The organism is Pseudomonas sp. NFACC46-3, assembly GCF_900114515.1.
In the GTDB taxonomy this organism is placed as follows: Bacteria; Pseudomonadota; Gammaproteobacteria; order Pseudomonadales; family Pseudomonadaceae; genus Aquipseudomonas; species Aquipseudomonas fluorescens_Q.
In genome coordinates, this window is record NZ_FOTH01000079.1 from 1 (window position 1) to 1326 (window position 1326).

At 49.7% G+C, this 1326-nt stretch carries 1 rRNA gene; it reads left to right on the forward strand.

From position 1 onward, the window contains the following. Positions 1-163: 163 nt before the first annotated feature. Positions 164-1326: ribosomal RNA gene (locus BM300_RS29790) — 23S ribosomal RNA — on the forward strand; the annotation flags it as partial.

Genomic DNA, 1326 nt, shown 5'->3' on the forward strand with positions numbered 1-1326 from the left:
TCGTTCTTTAAAAATTTGGGTATGTGATAGAAAGATAGACTGGACGTTACTTTCACTGGTAACGGATCAGGCTAAGGTAAAATTTGTGAGTTGCTCTTTGAGCAAGATCGAATTTTCGGCGAATGTCGTCTTCACAGTATAACCAGATTGCTTGGGGTTATATGGTCAAGTGAAGAAGCGCATACGGTGGATGCCTTGGCAGTCAGAGGCGATGAAAGACGTGGTAGCCTGCGAAAAGCTTCGGGGAGTCGGCAAACAGACTGTGATCCGGAGATGTCTGAATGGGGGAACCCAGCCATCATAAGATGGTTATCTTGTACTGAATACATAGGTGCAAGAGGCGAACCAGGGGAACTGAAACATCTAAGTACCCTGAGGAAAAGAAATCAACCGAGATTCCCTTAGTAGTGGCGAGCGAACGGGGACTAGCCCTTAAGCTTCTTTGATTTTAGCGGAACGCTCTGGAAAGTGCGGCCATAGTGGGTGATAGCCCTGTACGCGAAAGGATCTTAGAAGTGAAATCGAGTAGGACGGAGCACGAGAAACTTTGTCTGAATATGGGGGGACCATCCTCCAAGGCTAAATACTACTGACTGACCGATAGTGAACTAGTACCGTGAGGGAAAGGCGAAAAGAACCCCGGAGAGGGGAGTGAAATAGATCCTGAAACCGTATGCGTACAAGCAGTGGGAGCCCACTTTGTTGGGTGACTGCGTACCTTTTGTATAATGGGTCAGCGACTTATTTTCAGTGGCGAGCTTAACCGAATAGGGGAGGCGTAGCGAAAGCGAGTCTTAATAGGGCGTCTAGTCGCTGGGAATAGACCCGAAACCGGGCGATCTATCCATGGGCAGGTTGAAGGTTAGGTAACACTGACTGGAGGACCGAACCGACTACCGTTGAAAAGTTAGCGGATGACCTGTGGATCGGAGTGAAAGGCTAATCAAGCTCGGAGATAGCTGGTTCTCCTCGAAAGCTATTTAGGTAGCGCCTCATGTATCACTGTAGGGGGTAGAGCACTGTTTCGGCTAGGGGGTCATCCCGACTTACCAAACCGATGCAAACTCCGAATACCTACAAGTGCCGAGCATGGGAGACACACGGCGGGTGCTAACGTCCGTCGTGAAAAGGGAAACAACCCAGACCGTCAGCTAAGGTCCCAAAGTTATGGTTAAGTGGGAAACGATGTGGGAAGGCTTAGACAGCTAGGAGGTTGGCTTAGAAGCAGCCACCCTTTAAAGAAAGCGTAATAGCTCACTAGTCGAGTCGGCCTGCGCGGAAGATGTAACGGGGCTCAAACCATACACCGAAGCTACGGGTATCACG